Origin of the sequence: Pseudomonas sp. Lb2C2 (genome assembly GCF_052112205.1) — a bacterium.
Lineage (GTDB): Bacteria > Pseudomonadota > Gammaproteobacteria > Pseudomonadales > Pseudomonadaceae > Aquipseudomonas > Aquipseudomonas kilonensis.
In genome coordinates, this window is sequence record NZ_JAUTYW010000005.1 from 181,786 (window position 1) to 202,567 (window position 20,782).

Sequence of the window (20,782 nt, forward strand, 5' to 3'; positions counted from 1 at the left end):
CGACCAGTGGTTGGAGTTACGCTTCGATTGCCAGCGGGTGGGCGGCGAACCAGGCCTGGGCCTGCTCGGGAATGACCCCGATCCCTTGGAATGTCTTGACCCGCAGGCCACGCTCATCGCCTCGGTGATAGAGGGCACGGGCGCAGCGATCGATGAAAAGGTGACGTTGCAACAAGCGGCTCAATACCGCTGTGTGGCCAAAAGGGGCGACCCAGTCGTTGAGCCAGAGGCGCTCGCCGCTGTTCCAGTCGTCTTGGGTCAGCGCCAGCGGCGACTGGCGCAAGTAGCGTTGCTCTGCCGCCTCGTCAAGGTTGAGCCAGGACAGGTAGAACACCGGCTTGCCGTGCTCGGAACCAAGTACGAACTGGCGATGTTTGAGGGCCGGCAGCAGCAGCGTCGGCAAGGTGTGCAACGGCGCATCGCGATGGGCCTTGGAGTGCATCCACAACCAGGTGGCGGAGCCGAACACCGCGGCTTCGCTCCAGGGTTCATCGACGAGGCCGGGGGCGATAATGTCTAGCGTCTCGAACTGCATGGGATCACCTCAGAATGACCAGATGACGGTGAAGGCGCTGGTCACGTTGGCTGTCTCGAAACCATCGGGTTTCTTCAACGGCGTACCCACCGACCAGTCATAGGACAGGCCCTTGTAACCGCCACGGATGCCCACCACGGCCCCCGCCAGGCGCTGGCCGATCAAAAACTCACTGGCTTGACCGCTGACTTCGCCATAGTCGATACCGGTATAGAGCTCCTGGCCGGTCTGCCCCAAGGACAGGCCGATTTCGTTGCGCAGGGTCCAGCCACGGTCAGCGGAAAGAATGTTTTCACCATCGAAGCCCCGCACGCTGTAGCGTCCGCCAATGGAGAAGCGATCCTGGGGCACCAACGGCGTACGATTCCATTGCGCGCGCCAGCCGCCGATGTAGCGCAGTCGCTGATCGCCGAGCTGGAACGGCACCTGCAATTGGGCGTCAGCGGTAATGATCTGCGAGCGTGACGTGCCGGCATCAAAATCCTGCTCGGGTGCCCTGAGCGAGTCGTGGGCACCGGTGCCGCGGCGATAGGCGACACCCAGGTCAAGAATCGAAGCGCCAATGAACTCACGATGGTCCAACCCCAACTGCCAGCCAGCCATGCGCCGTTTCTGGTTGCCGACTTCGGTGTCGTCGATGAAGTTCTCCGACGAACGCGTCCACAGGCTGCCCCAGGCGGTGGTCTTGCGAACGGCGTCGCGGTACAGCAGGCGTGACAGACGCAACTCGTTGTTGCGACTCTCGCCCCGATACTGATAGGTCTGGCTGGCGCCAGCGACAGACTGTTCGTAGTTGTATTCGCTGCTGGTGAACCCCAACTGCCAGTAGCCGAACGGCAGCGAATAATGAAGGGTGCTGCCATCGGAGCCGCGGTGCCCGGACTCGCCACCGCCCAAGTCATGGTTGACACTGGCGTAGAACAAATCGTTGAGTGACAGCAGGTTATCCAAGGACAGCGACACGTTGCCCTGGTATTTACCCGTGCTCTTGCTGCCCGAATTGTCCACCGACAGACTCACACGGGCAGGGAACCGCTGGTTCCAGGCGATCACCACGTCGCTCTCACCGGGTTTGGCGTCGGCAGCACGGGCCGGTGCGATCTTGATGTCGGCCTCGGCGGTCGGCACGCGCTTGAAGTTTTCCAGCGCCTGCTCGATGTCGCGCAAGTTGAGCAGGTCACCAGGATTGGCTGGCATCGCGTTCCAGGCATTGGCGCGGGAGCTGGTGCCCTCCTCGAAACGAATCTCGCGAATGCGCCCTGGCACCAGGGTCAATACCAGAACGCCGCTGTTCAAATCCTGGGCTTCGGCGAGGACGCGAGTGGTGACGTAGCCGGCTTCGATGATCGCGTTCTGCATGCGTTTCATCGTCAGGTTGATCCCGCCCCCGCCGAGGCAACGACCGATGGCGGGGTCATCCTTGGGGTTGGCGGCGCGCAACGCCCACTGGAATTTCTCCCACGCCTCGCCAATCAGGCGGATGTCATTGATGGCAAAGCAGGGACTTTCCTTGGCGGGCAAGCGATCGACACCCTCATCCACGGGGGCTGCCTGCAGGCGTACGTCCGGCCGGGATTCCAACTGCTCCCTCAACACCCGTTCGCGCTCTTGCTGGCGCAGCAGTTCTTCTTCAGGCCCAGCCGCCTGCGCAGCGCTCCACGCACCCGTCATCCACGCTGTCATCAACAGCAGCGCGAGACGTTTGGCGTTTTGTGCAGATGAACGGGTTCCGTCAACACAACGGCGAGCGTTGCTCGGTTTACGCGTTCGGCAGGGTGCGGCTGGGTGCATGTCACATCCTTGTGGCCTGAATCGAAGACACGGTGAGTCAGGCCCGCCGGACGCGGCTTGGCGCTGACATAGATAAAAGAGGTACGAATTCCATCGAAAACGAAGGAAAAGTCCTACAACGTACCGAGACGGTCAGATAGCCGAGGGGGAAGAAAGTTTCGCATTACCGAAATATCCTCGATACAAATGGGTAGAAATGGGAAATCGGTCACAGCATTGAGGGGGAAAATGGCCGTGCAAGGCCTGAACGGCGCGCTCAGGCCAGGGTTGATCGTTCGGGAGAGGGGGGTGCGAGCAGGAAAAGTCAGCGACAATTTCGCTAACCCATTGTTTATAATGGTGTCCCAGGGCAGGTTCGAACTGCCAACCTTCCCCTTAGGAGGGGGATGCTCTATCCAATTGAGCTACTGAGACACGAGTCGACCACGAGAGACGCGGTGCGCAGGACGGCGTGCATGTTAACGACCTGCCCTGCGTTTGTCATGTCGCCCATGGCTTTTTAAGTGTAGGCAAATAGTACTCCCTGTAAGGCTGACAGGTGCTGAGGGCCGCGTTTCGGCCGCCACTCATCTGCCCTGGCTCGCTTATCCTAGTAAATCGGCCATTTGCCACTATCCTGTACAAGACAGGGACGGCACGCATTTTTGTCCATTTCCGTTATCCGCCAGACGGTATGGCACATAGACACAATCCGACGGTCACAGATGCGAACCTGTTGTTTTTTTACCAACCAGTCCGCATTTTTTGATGAAGGGTACTGGCATAACGCCTTTACCCGGATCAGAATTTGTCACAGAATTGGCGCCAATGATCTGGCAATTTTGAGGCATGATGCGGGCCTCTTAACAATTCAGGTTGAACATTTGGCAATGGAGCTTGTCCTATCGACATCCTGCGGCCAATCCCGAGAACCGCTTCCCTGAACTAACCGGTTAAATATATGCGCCCATTGAAACAGGCAATTTATTCCAGCCGTACGGCTGACAAGTTCGTCGTGCGTCTGCCAGACGGAATGCGGGAACGCATTGCCGAAGTGGCTCGCAATCATCACCGCAGCATGAACTCTGAAATCATCGCGCGCCTTGAGCAAAGCCTTATTCAGGAAGGCGCGTTGGGTGAAGAGTTGAGCATGCGCCTGGACAGCCCGGAGCTGTCATTGCATGAGCGCGAACTGCTTCAACGCTTCCGACAACTCTCCCATCGCCAGCAGAACGCCCTCGTTTCGCTGATTGCCCATGACGCAGAAATGGCCGCAGACGCGACCTGATCGCCCCAAATACTCAAGCCAGCCTCGTGCTGGCTTTTTTTTGCCTGGCGTTTGGCCCAAGCCTGCATTTCAAGCGCTCATCAGAGACATCGAACCAACACCACTGCTGATCCATGGCGGTGATGCTAAATTGATCCGCTAAAAAGCATGGACCCGGAGTCCTGCATGAAAGGTCACGCATTCAAGATCCAAAGAATCCCAGGGCTGGGCGTGGAAATCGTCGAGGCCGATTCAGATCGAACGTTTGCCCGGCATATGCACGAACATTTTGGTATTGGCTTACTTGTGCGTGGGGCGCAACGTTCAGCCAGTGGCCGAGGCCAGGTAGAAGCGACGGCTGGCGACCTTATATCGGTCAATCCGGCCGAAGTGCATGACGGCGCGCCCATCGGAGACGGAACGCGTCGTTGGCAGATGCTGTATTTCGACCCGCCACTGATTGCACAGGTATTAAAGGATATGGCGAACGATGGGGGCGTCTGCGCCCAGGAATTTGCTTATCCGGTGCTGCAAAGCCCGCGCGCGGCGGAATTGTTCCGCACTTTGTACCAGACCGTCGCTGAAGCCGAGGAGTTTGGCGATCACCTGAAGATCGAAGAAACGCTCGTGCTTTTGCTCGGACATTTGCTGGATCGCTCCATACCGGTATCGTCTTTGCCGGAGGTCGCGGCAAACCGTGCAAAAGCCTTGATCGACGACGATCCACAGTCGTCCATGTCGCTTGCCCTGCTCGCCAGGGAGGCCGATTTAAGCCGCTTCCAACTGGTACGCGCCTTCACCCGCCTGACCGGTTTGACGCCCCACGCCTATCTGCTGCAACGACGTATCCACCGAACACGACAACTGATCGCCGCTGGCATGCCGCTGGCCGATGCGTCCCTGGCCAGCGGTTTCGCCGATCAGAGCCATATGACCCGATGCTTCGTGCGCAGCTTTGGATTCTCACCCGGCATGTACGCCCGGAAAGGACACCCGTAGCGACCTGCAATTTCGTTCAAGACGCCCCTCCTCACCGCAGGCAGGCTGGAGACTTCATAACTGCCAAGGTCGGCGTCGCATGAACCTCGAATTTTTTGTCACTTCCCTGATCGTCGCAGCTTCGCCTGGCACTGGCGTGGTCTATACGGTTGCAGCTGGCCTGGCCCGGGGCTGGCGCGCGAGTGTGGTAGCCGCATTGAGTTGCACCTTGGGGATCGTGCCACACATGCTGGCAGCCATCACGGGCCTCGCTGCACTGCTGCACACCAGCCCACTGGCCTTCGAGATCATCAAGTACCTTGGCGTCGCTTACCTGCTGTGGATGGCATGGAGCACGCTCCAGAGCCACGGGGCCTTGCATATTGATCCGCACAAGACTCCGCGTTCGAATGGCGCGGTGATTTTTTCGGGCATCTTGCTCAACCTGCTGAATCCAAAGCTGTCGATTTTTTTCCTGGCCTTTCTACCGCAATTTCTCGCGCCAGGAGAAACGGATGCCATGTGGCGCATGCTGCAACTGAGCTTCATTTTCATGGCGATCACCTTTGCCATCTTCGTCATCTATGGCGTGTTCTGCGCATCGATGCGTCGCCATGTTCTGGAGCGTCCATCCGTGTTGCAGTGGTTGCGCCGGCTATTCTCGGCAGCTTTTGTGTTACAGGCGGCACGATTGGCGTTGATGCAGTGATGCGCGGGGGGGGGATTTTGCGGGGGGCAGGGTTGGTGTGTATATCCATTGCTGCGGTAACGGCGGCTTAGGGTTCCGCCCTGACGGCGGGTCACTTTCGAAAAGCGCGAAAGTAACCAAAGCGCTCATGCCCCACCACTCGGTGCCTCGCTTAGACTCGGCATGCCTGAACGAAGGCATTGCTCCGTGGGCCGCCGCGAAGGGCCATCCATGGCCCAGCGCGGCTAACCCGGCATCCATGCCGGGTTGCCCACTGCGCAATGCCTGCGTTCGGCCATCGTGGTTAACGGGGCGCCGAGATCAACGTCCACCACGAGGCGGCCTTATAGCCGACCTGGTTCTTCCGGTCGTACTCCGATCCAATTGTGGGAGCGAGCCTGCTCGCGAAGGCGGTGGTTCAGTCACATGGATGTTGGGCTTGCTCGCGATAGCGGTGGTGCAGTTGCATAGAGGCTGGACCTGCCAGCTGCTCTTGTCTTTAGTCTTGACGCCCCGCAATCCAAAAGAAGCGCAAAAAAAAACGGCGCTTCCCATTTCTGAAAGAAGCGCCGTTTTTTCTAAGTGGACAGTATTACGCCAAACAGACGGGTTTCTTGATGAGTGACTCAGAGCAGGAAAATCGTCGCCAATCCCAGGAAGATGAAGAACCCGCCACTGTCAGTCACTGCGGTAATCATGACACTGGCGCCCATGGCAGGGTCACGGCCCATGCGGGCCAGGGTCATGGGGATCAGGACCCCCATCAATGCCGCCAGCAGCAGGTTGAGCGTCATCGCGGCTGTCATGACCACCCCCAGCGACCAGCTGCCATAGAGCAGATAAGCCACCACGCCAATCACCCCCCCCCAAATCACGCCGTTGATCAGGGACACAGCCAGTTCCTTGCGCATCAATCGCGAAGTGTTGCCGGTACTGACCTGGTCCAGCGCCATGGCACGGACGATCATGGTGATGGTCTGGTTGCCAGAGTTGCCACCGATGCCGGCGACGATGGGCATCAGCGCCGCAAGCGCCACCAGTTTTTCAATGGAGCCTTCGAACAGGCCGATGACCCGGGAGGCAACAAACGCGGTGATCAGATTGATCGCCAACCAGGCCCAGCGGTTACGCAGGGACTTCCAGACCGAGGCGAAGATGTCTTCTTCTTCGCGCAGACCGGCCATGTTGAGGACTTCGCTTTCGCTTTCCTCACGAATCAAGTCGACCATTTCATCGATGGTCAGACGGCCGATCAGTTTGCCGTTCTTGTCGACCACCGGTGCCGAAATCAAGTCATAACGTTCGAACGCCTGGGCCGCATCATAGGCATCTTCGTCCGGGTGAAAGCTCACCGGATCGCTGGCCATGACCTCGGCCACCTGTTTTTCCGGGTCGTTGACGAGCAGGCGCTTGATGGGCAGCACGCCCTTGAGCACGCCGTCGTAGTCGACCACAAACAGTTTGTCAGTATGCCCCGGCAGTTCCTTGAGGCGACGCAGGTAGCGCAAGACCACTTCAAGGCTGACGTCCTCGCGGATCGTCACCATCTCGAAGTCCATCAGCGCACCGACCTGCTCCTCGTCGTAGGACAACGCCGAACGCACACGCTCACGCTGCTGGCCGTCGAGGGCTTCCATCAGTTCATGGACAACGTCCCGCGGCAGTTCGGGCGCAAGGTCGGCGAGTTCGTCGGCGTCCATTTCCTTGGCCGCCGCCAGCAACTCGTGATCATCCATGTCGGCGATCAGGGTTTCGCGAACCGAGTCCGACACTTCGAGCAGGATGTCACCGTCGCGATCAGCCTTGACCAACTGCCAGACCGTCAGACGCTCTTCCAGTGGCAGGGCTTCAAGAATGTAGGCAACGTCGGCGGAGTGCAGATCATCGAGCTTGCGTTGCAGCTCGACGAGATTCTGCCGGTGGACCAGGTTCTCGACCCGGTCATGATGCGGACCTTCCTGGCGATGCGTCAGGTCTTCGACGACCCGCTGGCGATGCAGCAGCTCAATAACTTGAGCGAGGCGATCCTGAAGGCTTTCCTGCGTTTTTTTTACTTCTACTTGGGTCATAGGCGAACTCCACTCCCAGCAGTGGAGCACGCCGGAAGGATCAATCAGTCAATTCATGATTGGCAAAACTAAATATTGAGTAACTACTGGGTAAGTCCATGGAGATATTCCAAAGCCCCGGCGGGGCTGACGGGCGCAATCATACACCGCTTGACGCTTTAAAACGCTAAAAAATCATGGCAAGAACAAGCGCTTGCGAGACAAACCTGAACACAGGCTGAACCTGTTCCTTTACGACGACTTATCCAGAAAAGAAAACACACGCCGCGGCAGAAATGCGGCGACTACCCTTCTCTTCTGCACCGTCAAGGAGGACGACCGGATGCACCTCAACCACTGCCTGTTCCTGCTCGCCTGCTTGCCCTGCCTGCCTTTATCGGCTGCCGGGCAGACCGTGCATCGCTGCGAAAACATCACAGGGCACGTGACATTCACGACCCTGAGCTGCGGCCCGGGAGAAGCCCTGTCGCTACAACAGATCCACCCCTACCGCCCAGGTTCGACCGAACCGACGAGCGAGGCGATGCTGCCCGAAGCGGAGCGCCGGCAAACATCCAGCAACAAAACCACACGCAAGGAACCGACCGTGGTTGGCCAGTTCCAGGACCGCTGCGGGAACCTCATCGACGCCAGGCAGCGCCGCGACGCCATCCTGGACCGACGCATCATCGCCGGCATGAGCCAACAGGACGTAGAGAGCGCCCTGGGCAAGCCAGACTCGATCAAAGTTCGGAATTCGAGCACACGGTATAGCTACAAGGCGAAGAAAGGTCGCAGTGCAGAGGTCGTATTCGATGAGAGAGGATGCGTGAAAGGCAAATCGTAGACAGCAAAAAGCCCGCGTAAACGCGGGCTTTTTGGTGTTTGGTGCACTCGACAGGATTCGAACCTGTGACCGCTCGGTTCGTAGCCGAGTACTCTATCCAGCTGAGCTACGAGTGCAAGTTGTGGTTTTATACCAGATCACAACTGGTTGAAGCCAAGTTATTTGCATTGCTGCAAACAACTCTTAAATGGTGCACTCGACAGGATTCGAACCTGTGACCGCTCGGTTCGTAGCCGAGTACTCTATCCAGCTGAGCTACGAGTGCATTTGTTGCCGCGCATTATAGGTCGTCAATTCCTTTTGTAAAGCGCTTTTTTCAGTAACTTCAAGCACTTACTGATCAAGCCAGATTTTGACGCACTAAAAAATAATGGCGGAGAACGGGGGATTCGAACCCCCGACACCCTTTTGAGGTGTACTCCCTTAGCAGGGGAGCGCCTTCGGCCACTCGGCCAGCTCTCCGCAACACGGGGCGTATATTAACCACCTTCATCCCCGTTTGCAAACATAAAAATCGATAAAAATTAATGGCTTGGTTCGTCGTCCTTCTCTTTCTTGATACGCAGGTAAATTTCCTCGCGGTGTACAGCAACCTCTTTCGGGGCGTTGACGCCGATACGCACTTGGTTTCCTTTGACGCCGAGCACGGTCACGGTGATTTCGCCATCGCCAATAATCAGGCTTTCTGCACACCGACGGGTCAGAATCAGCATACCTTTCTCCTCACGCAATTCACTTAAGGGACAACAGTCTGCAAAAAAAAGGCATTGGACCTACAACCGAAACGGTCGAAGCCTACAGGCCTAGTATTGACCAGCGCGGGCAAAAGAACAGTTTTGGGACGCGCCATTCAGAAAAACAAAGGGCGCGGTCCAGCCGCGCCCTCCAGACAACGCTTTACTCGCCCGGTTGGGCAGCAGCGTCGAGTTCGAAAGCCGTGTGCAGGGCGCGCACGGCCAGTTCCAGGTATTTCTCTTCGATCACCACGGAAACCTTGATTTCCGAGGTAGAGATCATCTGGATATTGATGCTTTCCTTGGCCAGGGATTCGAACATGCGGCTGGCCACGCCTGCGTGGGAGCGCATGCCGACACCGACGATCGAGACCTTGGCAATCTTGGTATCGCCCACCACTTCCCGAGCACCGATCTCGCTAGCGGTTTTTTTCAGTATCGCTTCAGCAGACTGGTAGTCGTTACGGTGCACGGTGAAGGTGAAGTCAGTGGTGTTATCGTGCGAGACGTTCTGCACGATCATGTCGACTTCGATGTTCGCGGCACTGATCGGGCCGAGAATCTTGAACGCCACGCCGGGGGTGTCTGGCACGCCACGGATGGTCAGCTTGGCTTCATCGCGGTTGAAAGCGATGCCGGAAATGATCGGCTGTTCCATGGATTCCTCTTCATCAATAGTAATGAGGGTGCCCGGACCCTCTTTGAAGCTGTGCAGAACGCGCAGCGGAACGTTGTACTTGCCGGCGAATTCGACCGCCCGGATCTGCAACACCTTCGAACCGAGGCTGGCCATTTCCAGCATCTCTTCGAACGTGATCTTGTCCAGGCGCTGGGCTACAGGCACGACCCGTGGGTCAGTGGTGTAGACACCGTCCACATCGGTGTAGATCTGGCATTCGTCAGCCTTGAGGGCCGCTGCCAGCGCTACGCCCGTGGTGTCGGAACCGCCACGACCGAGGGTGGTGATGTTGCCCTGCTCGTCCACGCCCTGGAAACCGGCGACGACCACGACACGGCCAGCCTTCAGGTCGCCGCGAATCTTCTGGTCGTCGATCTGCAGAATACGCGCTTTATTGTGCGCGCTGTCCGTCAGGATACGCACCTGGTTGCCGGTGTAGGACACCGCCGGCACACCACGCTTGATCAGCGCCATTGCCAGCAAGGCGATGGTCACCTGCTCGCCGGTGGAAACGATCACGTCCAGCTCACGGGGAACCGGTTGCTGGTCGCCGCTGATTTGCTTGGCCAGATCGATCAGACGGTTGGTCTCGCCGCTCATTGCCGACAGCACAACCACCAGGTCATCGCCCGCCTCGCGGAATTTCTTAACCTTGTCGGCGACTTGTTCGATTCTCTCGACAGTGCCGACCGAGGTGCCTCCAAATTTCTGTACGATCAAAGCCATTTCAAAGCCGCCTCTGCCCATGAAGGGCGCCCAATAAATCACTCAAACAGCGGCTGGGCTCGTCACTAGACCACGAGCCCAGCGGCGCTGCCTTAAATACCCTGCTCTACAAATGCAACGGTCTGGGCCAGTGCCGCGTCCAGTGCGCCAACGTCGGTACCACCGCCTTGCGCCATGTCCGGACGACCACCGCCCTTGCCGCCCACTGCCGCAGCGGCCTGCTTCATCAAATCACCGGCTTTGAGTTGGCCAGTCAGGTCTTTGGTCACGCCTGCGACGAGAACGACCTTTTCCTCATGGACACTGCCGAGCAGGATCACTGCGCGGCCGAGTTTGTTTTTCAGTTGATCGACCAGCGCCAGCAGCGCCTTGCCATCCTGGCCATCCAGACGTACAGCCAGCACGTTCACGCCCTTGACGTCCACGGCCTGGGCCGACAGATCGTCGCCCGCGGCGCTGGCGGCCTTGGCCTGCAACTGTTCGAGTTGCTTTTCCAGCAGGCGGTTGCGCTCCAGCACAGCCGACAGCTTGTCGATCAGGTTGTCACGGCTGCCCTTGATCAGGGTTGCCGCTTCCTTGAGTTGTTCTTCGGCCGCGTTGAGGTACGCCAGGGCCGCCGCGCCGGTGACCGCTTCGATCCGGCGCACGCCGGATGCCACGCCACCTTCGCTGATGATTTTCATCAGGCCGATGTCACCGGTGCGGTTGGCGTGGATGCCACCGCACAGCTCAACGGAGAAGTCGCCCATGCTCAGCACGCGCACGCTGTCGCCGTATTTCTCGCCGAACAACGCCATCGCGCCCTTGCGCTTGGCGGTCTCGATGTCGGTTTCTTCGGTTTCTACCGGGGAGTTCTTGCGAATCTCGGCGTTGACGATTTCTTCCAACGCCTTGAGCTGCTCAGGCTTGATGGCTTCGAAATGACTGAAGTCGAAGCGCAGGCGCTGACTGTCCACCAACGAACCCTTCTGCTGGACATGCTCGCCCAGCACCTGGCGCAACGCAGCGTGCAGCAAGTGCGTGGCGGAGTGGTTCAGCGACGTGGCATGTCGAACGTCGGCGTCGACATGGGCGGCCACCGGGGCTGCGATCATCAGGCTGCCCGAAGCCAGCACGCCATGGTGCAGGAAGGCGCCGCCGGTCTTGGTGGTGTCACGTACGTCGAAACGCGAGCTGCCCGCCTGCAGGTAACCGCTGTCGCCGATCTGGCCGCCGGATTCGGCGTAGAACGGGGTCTTGTCCAGCACGATCACGCCTTCCTGGCCTTCGCTCAGGATGTCGACCGACTGCCCATCCTTATAGATGGCAACGATCTTGGCCGAGCCGGTGGTGCCCGCATAACCGGTGAACTCGGTGGCCACATCAACCTTGACCAGGCTGTTGTAGTCCATGCCAAAGGAGCTGGCGGAACGCGCACGCACCCGCTGGGCGTCCATCTCGCGCTCGAAACCTTCCTCGTCGAGGGTCAGATTGCGTTCGCGGGCGATGTCGCCGGTCAGGTCCATCGGGAAACCGTAGGTGTCGTACAGCTTGAACACCACATCGCCCGGAACCACGTTGCCCTTGAGCTCGGCCAGATCCTGCTCGAGGATCTTCAGGCCTTGCTCCAGGGTCTTGGCGAATTGTTCTTCTTCAGCCTTGAGCACGCGCTCGATGTGCGCCTGCTGGGACTTGAGCTCCGGGAAGGCTTCGCCCATCTCGGCCGCCAATGCCGCGACGATCTGATAGAAGAAGCTGCCCTTGGCGCCCAGCTTGTTGCCGTGACGGCAGGCGCGGCGGATGATCCGGCGCAGCACATAACCGCGGCCTTCGTTGGAAGGCAGCACACCGTCGGCAATCAGGAAACCGCAGGAACGGATGTGGTCGGCCACCACTTTGAGCGACGCCTGGTTGTCGTTGGTGCAACCGATGGCCTGGGCCGACGCGCTCAGCAGGCTCTGGAACAGGTCGATTTCGTAGTTGGAGTGAACGTGCTGCAGCACCGCACTGATCCGCTCCAGGCCCATGCCGGTGTCGACCGACGGCGCTGGCAGCGGATGCAACACGCCATCGGCGGTGCGGTTGAACTGCATGAACACGTTGTTCCAGATCTCGATGTAGCGGTCGCCGTCCTCTTCCGGCGAGCCGGGTGGGCCGCCCCAGATGTCGGCGCCGTGATCGTAGAAAATCTCGGTGCACGGGCCGCACGGGCCGGTGTCGCCCATGGTCCAGAAGTTATCGGAGGCGTAAGGCGCGCCCTTGTTGTCGCCAATGCGCACCATGCGCTCAGCCGGGACACCGACCTCTTTGGTCCAGATGTCATAGGCTTCGTCGTCGGTAGCGTAGACCGTTACCCAGAGCTTCTCCTTGGGCAGGTTCAGCCACTTGTCGGAGGTCAGGAAGGTCCAGGCGAAGGTGATGGCGTCGCGCTTGAAATAGTCACCGAAGCTGAAGTTACCCAGCATTTCGAAGAAGGTGTGGTGACGTGCGGTATAGCCGACGTTTTCCAGGTCGTTGTGCTTACCGCCGGCACGCACGCACTTCTGGCTGCTCACCGCACGGGTGTAGGCACGTTTTTCCTGGCCCAGGAAGCAGTCCTTGAACTGGTTCATCCCCGCGTTGGTGAACAGCAGGGTCGGGTCGTTGCCCGGAATCAAAGAGCTGGAGGCTACTCGGGTGTGGCCTTGCTCTTCGAAGAAGCGAAGGAAGGCTTCACGGATTTCTGCGCTTTTCATTAGGTTCTTCCACGGAGGCTGCGGCCAAAGGCCTGTGCAAAACGTCAACAGACGAAGCAACGGCAAAGGGCCGCATTATATCGGCCCTGCGCGTGGGGTACAGCGTGTTTATGCGATAGAAACTGTCAATTGGCCCGGTTGACGGGTCAGTGGCGGGAAAATTCGACGAAAGCGCTGATCACCTGGTCGATTTGCGCCGCGCTCACGTCCATGTGCGTCACCATTCGCAGGCGTGGAGCAGCGCTGAGCTTGACGCCCCGCTCATCGGCAAATGCCTTGATCGCCTCGGCCCGCTCGCCCATTTGCACGTAGACCATGTTGGTCTGCACCGGCTCGACCTCGTAACCCGCCGCACGCAAGCCCTCGGCGAGCCGCTGGGCATTGGCGTGGTCATCGGCCAGGCGCTGGACCTGATGTTCCAGGGCATACAGCCCAGCTGCCGCGAGAATCCCCGCCTGGCGCATGCCGCCGCCGACCATCTTGCGCAGCCGGCGGGCCTTGCCGATCAGCTCGACGCTGCCGCACAGGACCGAGCCCACCGGCGCGCCGAGCCCCTTGGACAGGCACACCGACACCGAATCGAAATATTGCGTGATCTGTCGGGCATCGACATTCAGCTTGACCGCCGCGTTGTACAACCGCGCCCCGTCCAAATGCAGAGCCAGGCCATGTTCCTGGGTGAAACGCCGGGCCCGGGCCAGGTATTCCAGTGGCAGCACCTTGCCCTGCATGGTGTTTTCCAGGGCCAGCAGGCGGGTGCGGGCAAAGTGGAAATCATCGGGCTTGATCGCCGCAGCGACGTGCGCCAGGTCCAGGGAACCGTCCGCCTGCACCTCAAGGGGCTGGGGCTGGATCGAACCGAGCACGGCCGCACCGCCGCCTTCGTATTTGTAGGTGTGAGCTTGCTGGCCGACGATGTATTCGTCGCCGCGCTCGCAGTGGGCCATCAACCCCAACAGGTTGCTCATGGTCCCCGTGGGCACGAATAGCGCTGCGGCAAAGCCCAGGCGAGCGGCCAGTTCAGCCTCGAGGCGATTGACGGTCGGGTCTTCCCCATACACGTCATCGCCGGTAGGCGCGCTGGCCATGGCATCGAGCATGCCGGCGGTAGGTTGGGTGACCGTGTCGCTGCGAAGATCGATAACGCTCATGAATCTGGCCTCGGGTGCTGGAGGGGGAATTCCCTTTCGAAGGGCAATTACTGCGGGCATGGAGAGGAATAATCAAGTCTGCTCGACGGAAAGGGCAGCAACCCCCTTGTGTGCCGTGGGAGCAAAGCTTGCTCGCGATGGCGTCGGGTCAGGCAGTATTGATGTTGGCTGACCCACCACTATCGCGAGCAAGCTTTGCTCCCACGGCTCGCTCCCACAGGGGTTTATGTGTTAAAAATCCTCCGCTGTCACAAAGCGTGGCGGCAAAAACGTTCTCAGGGCGGGGTGTAATTCCCCACCGGCGGTAATTGCACGCAACGTGCATAGCCCGCGAGCGCTTGGTGGTACACCACTTTTTGGGGTGTAGCGGCAAGGTCAGCAGACCCGGTTTGATTCCGGGGCCGACGGTCATAGTCCGGATGAAGAGAGAACGGGATTGGCACCCAAGGGCCGACTGCGACTGTCCGTGCGCGGCGTACCCTCGAATCCCCTTCGATTCATGACGCCCTGTTTTTCACACAAACAGGAACCAGAACATGCAACCCACTGCAATCGACAGCAAAAGCAAAAGTCATCCGGGCGAGCGCGTCGCGTTCATCCAGGCCTGCTGGCACAAGGAAATCGTCGACCAGAGCCGTAAAGGCTTCGTCGCCGAAATGATCACCCAGGGCTATCAGGAAAGTGATATCGACTTCTTCGAAGTCGGTGGCGCCTTCGAGATTCCGCTGCACGCCAAGCTGCTGGCCAAATCAGGCCGCTACGCCGGCATCGTCGCCGCCGGCCTGGTGGTGGACGGTGGCATCTACCGTCACGAGTTCGTCGCCCAATCGGTCATCAGCGGCCTGATGCAGGTCCAGCTGGAAACCGAAGTGCCGGTATTCTCGGTCGTGCTCACGCCGCATCACTTCCATGCTGGGGAGGAACATCAGAAATTCTTCTTCGAACATTTCGTGCACAAGGGCCAGGAAGCAGCGAAAACCTGTGCCGATACATTGCACAAGACCCGGGCGTTGCGTCGTAGTGAGCAGCGGGCGGTGGCGGTCTAAAAGCCGCAAAAAACCTGTGGGAGCGAGCTTGCTCGCGATAGCGGAGTGTCAGTCGCCTTCAACATTGACTGGTACACCGCTATCGCGAGCAAGCTCGCTCCCACAATGGTTCGGTGTGGGTTTTAGATCAGGTTTTCGTCGGTCGCCGGCACGATCAGGATGCCAGCCCGCAAGCCATTCTTGACCTTGGGGTTCGGAAAGATGATTCGGGCGCCCTCCTCTTCGATCACCCAGCGGGTCTGGGCGATGTCTTCGGCCAGCACGTAGCCTTTCCCCAATTCCGAGAAGTTCTCGATGTCCGCCGGCAGGTTCAGGCGGAAGCTGTCGCTGTGCTTGATGATTTCCCGGGCGACGCTGAACAGTTGCAGGCCATCGAGCCCTTCATCCAGCTCCGGCTCGTTGCCTTCGATGATCTGTTGCAGGCGGGTTTCCAGCAGGCTGACGTTGACGCCGTCGTTCTGCCCGAATGGCCGGGCCTTGCCCAGTTCCAGGGTGAAGGACTCGGCACCCAGTTGGTCGTAGGTGTAGGCGCTGAACACAATGGACGGCTTGTTCTGCAGCAACACCGCCTCCATGCCCCCGGCACGCAGGCGTGCCAGTTCACGGCGTGAATGCTGGCGACCTTCTTTCCACGGGTAGAGGGCGAACTGCTCGATCTTCGAGCCGCGGATGGCGGTGTGCAGGTCGTAATGCAAGCGACTGCGTTCTGGCCGGCTGAAAAAACTGGCGGCCAAGCGCTCCAGCTCGCAGGCCCGTAGCGCCTCAGGACCGCCGCTCAGCTCATGGCGGCCATTGAACAGTCGGTTGACGTCCTGTTCGACGAAACGCTCACCGCGCCGGATGGCCTCGGGATTGCCGAACAGGAACAGAATGCGTGCCCGCGGCTTCAAATGGCCACGGGCGATGTCATGCAGCAGGCGGTCGAGCAACTCGATCGGCGCGGTTTCATTGCCGTGGATACCGGCCGACAGCAACAGGTCCAGGCCATTATCCCGGGCTTCGGGCGGCTTGACCTCCAGCGCGCCCTCGCTCAACCAGCGCATCCGTACGCCTTCGACAGTCAGTTGAGTCTTCTCCGCCGGTTCACGGCCGGCGAGGGTCAGTTCAAGCAGTTTGCCGAGGGCGAGCATAGCGCGGTTTCCTTAATGGTCGTGGCCGCAATCCGGGCCATGGACATGGTCATCGTCGCCGACGTCCGCCGGTTCCATTTCCAGTTGCAGGCTGACAAGGTTGGTCGCCAATGGACGCAACAACAGGTTGGCGTATTCCTCGTCCCCTTCCTCGACATCGACGCCGATCAGCAACTGACCGCGGCCATCCTGCTGGATCCACAACTCCTTGCCTTGCCACATCACCGCGACGCGGGTGCAGGAAGTTTCCAGTTGGGTGCCGTCGGTGTCTTCAAGGATCAGCTGCAGGGTATCGCTCATGTCTTTACATTCTCGTCTGGGGATAAGGCAACGCGCCCTGCTTTGACTGTAGTCAGGTCGCGCGCGCTTTCAATTGATCTGGAAAGGATAAACCGAGCCAAGTTTAAGGATTTGTGTCAGTTCATCCAGTGCCGCACGGCATTCGAGCAGCAACTGCGGGTCTGCCAGATCGTTTTCGGTCATGCGGTCGCGGTAATGCCGCTCGACCCATTGGGTCAGCGAATCGTACAGCGGCGCGGTCATGATAACCCCTGGGTTGACGGCCGCCAGCTCGGTTTCATTGAGGGCCACGCGCAACCTCAGGCAAGCCGGGCCGCCACCGTTCTGCATGCTTTGCTTGAGGTCGAAGACCTTCACTTCGCGAATCCCCCCGCCAGCGCCCGTCAGGCCCTGCAGGTATTGCCAGACACGTTCGTTGCTACGGCATTCTTCCGGCACGATCAAGAGCATTGAACCGTCGGGACGCGACAGCAACTGGCTATTGAACAGGTAGGAACGTACCGCGTCATCGACGGTGACCGCCGAACGCGGTACGCACACCGATTGAAATTTCCCACCGACCTTGGCGAGTTTGCTGCTCAATTCGGCCAGCATCTTGTCGGTCTCGAGAAACGCGTCCTCGTGATAGAACAGCACTTCGCCATTGCCCACCGCGATCACGTCGTTGTGGAACACACCCTGGTCGATCACCGATGGGTTCTGTTGGGCGTACACCACGCCCTCCTCCCTCAGCCCGTGCAGGCGGGCAACGGCCTGGGAAGCTTCCAGGGTCTGGCGCGCCGGGTATTTCTGCGGCGCGGGATAGCGGGTATCAAAGGCACTGCGACCGAACACGAAGAACTCGACACCAGCCTCGCCGTAGGCGCGGCAAAAACGGGTGTGGTTGGCCGCGCCTTCGTCGCCAAACTGCGCCACCGCCGGCAAGGCGGCGTGGTGGGCGAAGTGGTGCTGGTTGGCGAACATCGCCCCCAGCACACGGCTGGTGGTCGGGTGCTCGATGCTGCGGTGATATTTGCAGTTCAGGTTGGCGGCGGTGAAATGCACGCGACCATCGGCCGTGTCAGCGCTCGGGCTGACCGTGGCGGCGTTGGCCACCCACATGCTGGAGGCCGAGCAACTGGCAACCAGCAGCGGCATCGCTTCTTTCGCGGCCTGCTGGATGACTTGGGCATCGCTGCCGGCAAAGCCCAGCCGGCGCAGGGCCGCCACGTCCGGGCGTTCCTGTGGCGCCAGCACACCTTGCTGGAAACCCATGTCCATCAGCGCTTTCATTTTCGCCAGGCCCTGCAACGCCGCTTCCTTGGGGTTGGAGGACTGCTGGCTGTTGCTCTGGGACGCGACGTTGCCGTACGAGAGCCCGCCGTAGTTATGGGTCGGCCCCACTAGACCGTCAAAGTTGACTTCATAGGATTTCATCAGCGAGGCTCCACGAGAATCTGTTTTTTTATAGGCATCAATAACAACCGAGTCGCGGCTATCGCGGGCAAGCCTTGCTCCCACAGGTTTTGCATAGCTCCTGCGGGAGCAAGCTCTACTCTCACAGGTTTTGCATAGCTCCTGTGGGAGCAAGCTCTACTCCCACTGGTTTTCATAACTCCTGTGGGAGCAAGCTCTACTCCCACTGGTTTTCATAACTCCTGTGGGAGCAAGGCTTGCCCGCGATGGCGGTCTCAAGACATGCGCACGCCGGGGGTCAGGGCAGCCGGCATCACAAGGCTTGGTGTCTCCAGGGAAGCCACCGGATACGCGCAATAATCGGCCGCGTAATAAGCGCTGGCGCGATGGTTGCCCGAGGCGCCGACACCGCCGAACGGCGCGCTGCTGGCGGCACCGGTCAGCTGTTTGTTCCAGTTGACGATACCGGCGCGGCTTTGCAACCAGAACTGCTGGTAACGCGCCTGGGAATCGGACAGCAACCCGGCGGCCAGGCCATATTGCGTATTGTTGGCCTCGGTGATTGCCGCTGCGAAATCTTTGTAGCGGATCACTTGCAGCAACGGCCCGAACAGCTCTTCATCAGGACGCTCGGCCACGGCCGTCACGTCCAGGATACCCGGCGTCAGCAATGCGGCCTGGGCCTGCGGTTGAGTCATGCTCAACAGCGGCACGGCGCCTTTGCCCAGCAAATGGTTTTGCGCATCCATCAGCGCCTTCGCCGCGGCCAGGGAAATCACCGAACCCATGAACGGTGCCGGTTGCTGGTCGAAGGCACCGACTTCAATGGTCGAGCTGACCGCCACCAGGCGCGCCAGCAAGGCATCGCCCCAGGCGCCTTCCGGCACCAGCAGGCGGCGCGCACAGGTGCAGCGCTGCCCGGCGGAAATGAAAGCGGACTGAATAATGGTGTAGACCGCCGCATCGACGTCCGCCACCTCATCCACCACCAGCGGGTTGTTACCGCCCATTTCCAGCGCGAGGATCTTGTCCGGACGCCCGGAAAACTGTTGGTGCAGCAGATTGCCGGTGCGGCTGGAGCCGGTGAAAAACAGCCCATCAATGCCTGGGTTCGCCGCCAGGGCGATGCCGGTTTCCCGCGCGCCTTGCAGCAGGTTCAGTACGCCCGCCGGCAGACCGGCCTCGATCCAGCACTTGACCGTCAGTTCGGCAACTTTCGGCGTCAGCTCGCTCGGCTTGAACAACACGCTGTTGCCGGCCAGCAGCGCCGGCACGATGTGGCCGTTGGGCAAATGACCAGGGAAGTTGTAGGGACCGAACACCGCCACCACACCGTGGGGCTTGTGGCGCAATACTGCGGTGGCGTCGCCCAGGGGGCCGCTCTTCTCGCCGGTCCGCTCGCGGTAACTCTGCACCGAAATGGCGACTTTGTTGACCATGCTGGTCACTTCGGTCGCTGCTTCCCACAACGGCTTGCCGGTTTCTTCACCGATGCAATGGGCCAGTTCGTCCGCGTGATTTTTCAGGGCAGCGGCAAAGGCTTCCAGCACCTGGATGCGTTCATCCAGCGAGCGCCGAGCCCAGTCCGGGAAAGCCTGGCGCGCGGCCTGCACCGCCGACTCCACTTGCGCCGCCGTGGCACCGTTACCCGACCACACCACCTCTTGGCTCACTGGGTTCAACGACTCAAAGAGGTCACCCTGGCCTTCCAGCCAGCTTCCTGCGATGTACAGCGAGTTCATTATTTCGACTCCCGGGCAGCAGACAACGCGACGGCACGTACCTGATCGCCGGCGTTAAGTTGAAGACGCTTGGCGGTCAGCGGATCGACCACCAGCGTGCCGGCGGCAAAGCGCGCCGGTGCAGCAGTGATGCGGCAGTCTTCGCGCTTGCGGTTATGGATGAGGAACGGCGTGGCGTCATCGCCCGGCGTACCGATGGCCAGCACCAGCGCCTGGCTGTCGCGAATCGCGCGGATCTTGCCGGTTTCGCACTCCACCGCCGGACCGGCGTCGAAGATGTCGACGTAACCCTGGTAGCTGAAACCTTCGCTCTTGAGCATCGACAATGCAGGTTCCGTATCCGGATGAACCTGGCCGATCACGGCCCGGGCATCTTCGGACAAGAAACAGGTGTACAGCGGGAACTTGGGCATCAGCTCGGCAATAAACGCCTTGTTGCCCACGCCGGTGAGGTAATCGGCCTGGCTGAATTCCATCTTGAAGAAGTGCCGGCCCAGGCTTTCCCAGAACGGCGAACGCCCCTTGTCGTCGGACATGCCGCGCATCTCGGCGATGATCTTGTTGCCGAACAACTGTGGGAATTCGGCAATGAACAACAGCCGCGCCTTGGCCAGCATGCGACCATTGAGACCACTGCGGAAATCGGCATGCAGAAACAGCGAGCACAGCTCGGAATTGCCGGTCAGGTCGTTGGCCAGGAACAGGGTCGGAATTTCCCGATAGATGTTCAATTCCTGGGAAGCGCTGACCGTCAGGCCGACCCGGAAGTTGTACCAGGGCTCACGCAGCCCCACGGCACCGGCGATGGCGGAAATGCCCACCACGTGACCGTCGTCGTCTTCGAGCACGAACAGGTAATCCGCGTCACCGCGCCCGGCTTCGCCGCGAAAGGTCTTCTCGGCCCAGCCGACCCGATGGGCCAGGCGCTCTTCGTTGGCCGGCAAGGTGGTCAGGCCGGTGCCCGTGCTGCGGGCCAGGGCGATCAGAGCGGGTAAGTCGCTGCTGCGTACGGGACGAACGATCATGCTATCT

At 60.0% G+C, this 20,782-nt stretch carries 17 protein-coding genes, 4 tRNA genes and 1 riboswitch; of the genes, 5 read left to right on the plus strand and 16 right to left on the minus strand.

Going from position 1 to position 20,782, the window contains the following annotated elements:
* Window positions 1–16: 16 nt before the first annotated feature.
* From Q7F16_RS16195 to Q7F16_RS16205, 3 genes are all read right to left on the minus strand, one after another.
* On the minus strand, window positions 17–535 hold the full coding sequence (locus Q7F16_RS16195) for a toxin-activating lysine-acyltransferase (protein WP_046062547.1): 519 nt from the start codon (window positions 533–535) through the stop codon (window positions 17–19).
* A gap of 9 nt (window positions 536–544) precedes the next feature.
* Window positions 545–2,206 (minus strand): ShlB/FhaC/HecB family hemolysin secretion/activation protein, encoded by a 1,662-nt coding sequence (locus Q7F16_RS16200; protein WP_409556998.1) that lies wholly within the window; start codon window positions 2,204–2,206, stop codon window positions 545–547.
* Window positions 2,207–2,663: 457 nt separating this feature from the next.
* Window positions 2,664–2,740, minus strand: a tRNA-Arg gene (locus tag Q7F16_RS16205).
* 526 nt (window positions 2,741–3,266) lie between these two features.
* On the opposite strand from Q7F16_RS16205, the gene Q7F16_RS16210 reads away from it, so the two are divergent.
* From Q7F16_RS16210 to Q7F16_RS16220, 3 genes are all read left to right on the plus strand, one after another.
* Entirely contained in the window at window positions 3,267–3,593 is a 327-nt protein-coding gene (locus Q7F16_RS16210; RefSeq protein WP_003204761.1) for an Arc family DNA-binding protein, read from the plus strand.
* Window positions 3,594–3,758: 165 nt separating this feature from the next.
* Entirely contained in the window at window positions 3,759–4,571 is an 813-nt protein-coding gene (locus tag Q7F16_RS16215) for an AraC family transcriptional regulator (protein WP_046062549.1), read from the plus strand.
* A gap of 79 nt (window positions 4,572–4,650) precedes the next feature.
* Complete coding sequence (locus Q7F16_RS16220) at window positions 4,651–5,259, plus strand: LysE family translocator (RefSeq protein ID WP_409556997.1); 609 nt, start codon at window positions 4,651–4,653, stop codon at window positions 5,257–5,259.
* 605 nt (window positions 5,260–5,864) lie between these two features.
* On the opposite strand, the gene mgtE is transcribed toward Q7F16_RS16220, so the two are convergent.
* Window positions 5,865–7,307, minus strand: a complete 1,443-nt coding sequence (gene mgtE, locus Q7F16_RS16225) for a magnesium transporter (protein ID WP_018612646.1) — start codon at window positions 7,305–7,307, stop codon at window positions 5,865–5,867.
* Window positions 7,308–7,629: 322 nt separating this feature from the next.
* Here mgtE and Q7F16_RS16230 point away from each other — a divergent pair, with 322 nt between their 5' ends.
* Window positions 7,630–8,133, plus strand: coding sequence for a hypothetical protein (locus Q7F16_RS16230; RefSeq protein ID WP_046062551.1), 504 nt, complete (start codon window positions 7,630–7,632; stop codon window positions 8,131–8,133).
* A 39-nt stretch (window positions 8,134–8,172) separates the two neighbouring features.
* Here Q7F16_RS16230 and Q7F16_RS16235 read toward each other — a convergent pair.
* The 7 genes from Q7F16_RS16235 to ltaE form a co-directional block, all read right to left on the minus strand.
* A tRNA-Arg gene (locus tag Q7F16_RS16235) sits at window positions 8,173–8,249 on the minus strand.
* A gap of 72 nt (window positions 8,250–8,321) precedes the next feature.
* Window positions 8,322–8,398, minus strand: a tRNA-Arg gene (locus Q7F16_RS16240).
* Window positions 8,399–8,504: 106 nt separating this feature from the next.
* Window positions 8,505–8,595, minus strand: a tRNA-Ser gene (locus Q7F16_RS16245).
* 62 nt (window positions 8,596–8,657) lie between these two features.
* Window positions 8,658–8,846 (minus strand): carbon storage regulator CsrA, encoded by a 189-nt coding sequence (csrA, locus tag Q7F16_RS16250; protein WP_003178872.1) that lies wholly within the window; start codon window positions 8,844–8,846, stop codon window positions 8,658–8,660.
* A 184-nt stretch (window positions 8,847–9,030) separates the two neighbouring features.
* Complete coding sequence (locus Q7F16_RS16255; protein WP_046062552.1) at window positions 9,031–10,272, minus strand: aspartate kinase; 1,242 nt, start codon at window positions 10,270–10,272, stop codon at window positions 9,031–9,033.
* Window positions 10,273–10,364: 92 nt separating this feature from the next.
* Window positions 10,365–12,986 (minus strand): alanine--tRNA ligase, encoded by a 2,622-nt coding sequence (gene alaS / locus Q7F16_RS16260; RefSeq protein ID WP_079305434.1) that lies wholly within the window; start codon window positions 12,984–12,986, stop codon window positions 10,365–10,367.
* 146 nt (window positions 12,987–13,132) lie between these two features.
* The gene (gene ltaE / locus Q7F16_RS16265) at window positions 13,133–14,137 is read right to left on the minus strand and encodes a low-specificity L-threonine aldolase (RefSeq protein WP_046062554.1); all 1,005 of its coding nucleotides are present in this window, start codon (window positions 14,135–14,137) and stop codon (window positions 13,133–13,135) included.
* A 267-nt stretch (window positions 14,138–14,404) separates the two neighbouring features.
* Window positions 14,405–14,573: riboswitch (FMN riboswitch) on the plus strand.
* A gap of 100 nt (window positions 14,574–14,673) precedes the next feature.
* Between ltaE and Q7F16_RS16270 the strand changes: the two genes are divergently transcribed.
* Entirely contained in the window at window positions 14,674–15,183 is a 510-nt protein-coding gene (locus Q7F16_RS16270) for a 6,7-dimethyl-8-ribityllumazine synthase (protein ID WP_003204780.1), read from the plus strand.
* A gap of 122 nt (window positions 15,184–15,305) precedes the next feature.
* On the opposite strand, the gene astE is transcribed toward Q7F16_RS16270, so the two are convergent.
* From astE to astA, 5 genes are all read right to left on the minus strand, one after another.
* Window positions 15,306–16,313 carry a succinylglutamate desuccinylase gene (astE, locus tag Q7F16_RS16275; RefSeq protein ID WP_003204782.1) on the minus strand — a complete coding sequence of 336 codons (1,008 nt, stop codon included), beginning with the start codon at window positions 16,311–16,313 and terminating at the stop codon, window positions 15,306–15,308.
* 12 nt (window positions 16,314–16,325) lie between these two features.
* On the minus strand, window positions 16,326–16,613 hold the full coding sequence (locus Q7F16_RS16280; RefSeq protein ID WP_003178862.1) for a hypothetical protein: 288 nt from the start codon (window positions 16,611–16,613) through the stop codon (window positions 16,326–16,328).
* Window positions 16,614–16,682: 69 nt separating this feature from the next.
* On the minus strand, window positions 16,683–18,029 hold the full coding sequence (astB, locus tag Q7F16_RS16285) for an N-succinylarginine dihydrolase (protein WP_409556052.1): 1,347 nt from the start codon (window positions 18,027–18,029) through the stop codon (window positions 16,683–16,685).
* Between the two features lie 254 nt (window positions 18,030–18,283).
* Window positions 18,284–19,753, minus strand: a complete 1,470-nt coding sequence (gene astD, locus Q7F16_RS16290; protein ID WP_161798345.1) for a succinylglutamate-semialdehyde dehydrogenase — start codon at window positions 19,751–19,753, stop codon at window positions 18,284–18,286.
* Window positions 19,750–20,775: an arginine N-succinyltransferase gene (gene astA, locus Q7F16_RS16295; protein ID WP_409556053.1), complete on the minus strand. Its 1,026-nt coding sequence runs from the start codon at window positions 20,773–20,775 to the stop codon at window positions 19,750–19,752. The genes astD and astA overlap by 4 nt, the downstream gene beginning before the upstream one ends.
* Window positions 20,776–20,782: the final 7 nt, after the last annotated feature.

What these genes read in the sequence shown, in the direction of transcription:
- mgtE (WP_018612646.1), bottom strand. Translation starts at nt 7,307, where the DNA reads ATGACCCAAGTAGAAGTAAAAAAAACGCAGGAAAGCCTTCAGGATCGC.
- Q7F16_RS16220 (WP_409556997.1), top strand. Translation starts at nt 4,651, where the DNA reads ATGAACCTCGAATTTTTTGTCACTTCCCTGATCGTCGCAGCTTCGCCT.
- astA (WP_409556053.1), bottom strand. Translation starts at nt 20,775, where the DNA reads ATGATCGTTCGTCCCGTACGCAGCAGCGACTTACCCGCTCTGATCGCC.
- csrA (WP_003178872.1), bottom strand. Translation starts at nt 8,846, where the DNA reads ATGCTGATTCTGACCCGTCGGTGTGCAGAAAGCCTGATTATTGGCGAT.
- alaS (WP_079305434.1), bottom strand. Translation starts at nt 12,986, where the DNA reads ATGAAAAGCGCAGAAATCCGTGAAGCCTTCCTTCGCTTCTTCGAAGAG.
- ltaE (WP_046062554.1), bottom strand. Translation starts at nt 14,137, where the DNA reads ATGAGCGTTATCGATCTTCGCAGCGACACGGTCACCCAACCTACCGCC.
- Q7F16_RS16215 (WP_046062549.1), top strand. Translation starts at nt 3,759, where the DNA reads ATGAAAGGTCACGCATTCAAGATCCAAAGAATCCCAGGGCTGGGCGTG.
- Q7F16_RS16210 (WP_003204761.1), top strand. Translation starts at nt 3,267, where the DNA reads ATGCGCCCATTGAAACAGGCAATTTATTCCAGCCGTACGGCTGACAAG.
- Q7F16_RS16200 (WP_409556998.1), bottom strand. Translation starts at nt 2,206, where the DNA reads ATGACGGGTGCGTGGAGCGCTGCGCAGGCGGCTGGGCCTGAAGAAGAA.
- Q7F16_RS16230 (WP_046062551.1), top strand. Translation starts at nt 7,630, where the DNA reads ATGCACCTCAACCACTGCCTGTTCCTGCTCGCCTGCTTGCCCTGCCTG.
- Q7F16_RS16195 (WP_046062547.1), bottom strand. Translation starts at nt 535, where the DNA reads ATGCAGTTCGAGACGCTAGACATTATCGCCCCCGGCCTCGTCGATGAA.
- Q7F16_RS16255 (WP_046062552.1), bottom strand. Translation starts at nt 10,272, where the DNA reads ATGGCTTTGATCGTACAGAAATTTGGAGGCACCTCGGTCGGCACTGTC.
- astE (WP_003204782.1), bottom strand. Translation starts at nt 16,313, where the DNA reads ATGCTCGCCCTCGGCAAACTGCTTGAACTGACCCTCGCCGGCCGTGAA.
- Q7F16_RS16270 (WP_003204780.1), top strand. Translation starts at nt 14,674, where the DNA reads ATGCAACCCACTGCAATCGACAGCAAAAGCAAAAGTCATCCGGGCGAG.
- astB (WP_409556052.1), bottom strand. Translation starts at nt 18,029, where the DNA reads ATGAAATCCTATGAAGTCAACTTTGACGGTCTAGTGGGGCCGACCCAT.
- Q7F16_RS16280 (WP_003178862.1), bottom strand. Translation starts at nt 16,613, where the DNA reads ATGAGCGATACCCTGCAGCTGATCCTTGAAGACACCGACGGCACCCAA.